1 protein-coding gene is annotated in these 276 nt (G+C 40.2%); it reads left to right on the top strand.

Translation table 11 applies throughout. The annotated features are described in order from the left end of the window. Window positions 1-86 precede the first annotated feature (86 nt). Window positions 87-263: a DNA cytosine methyltransferase gene (locus RMT89_RS46300; protein ID WP_399498965.1), complete on the top strand. Its 177-nt coding sequence runs from the start codon at window positions 87-89 to the stop codon at window positions 261-263. The last annotated feature ends 13 nt before the right edge of the window (window positions 264-276 follow it).

Here is a 276-nt window from a genome sequence, read left to right on the forward strand (position 1 = left end):
GCCGTGATTTACCCATAGAATTACAACAAATGCATGGAGACATATTTAGGAATATGAGGCGTCTTTCTTGGTTTGAGCCTTCTCCTATGCCGTACCACCACCGACTCTTTCCAGTTTCTCATCCAGAAGAAGATAGACCACTGCAAATAAGAGAGGTCGCGAGGATTTTTACTTTTCCAGATTGTTGGTATTTCACTGGTTCAACATATCAAGTTTATAAGCAAATAACTAAATCTTTTCCTAGCCATCTATCGTACCTTTAGATCGGAAGAGCGT

It is taken from the genome of Streptomyces sp. P17, from assembly GCF_032436805.1.
GTDB lineage: Bacteria > Actinomycetota > Actinomycetes > Streptomycetales > Streptomycetaceae > Streptomyces.

Coding starts and splice junctions, on each gene's coding strand:
- RMT89_RS46300 (WP_399498965.1), top strand. CDS start 87: ATGCCGTACCACCACCGACTCTTTCCAGTTTCTCATCCAGAAGAAGAT.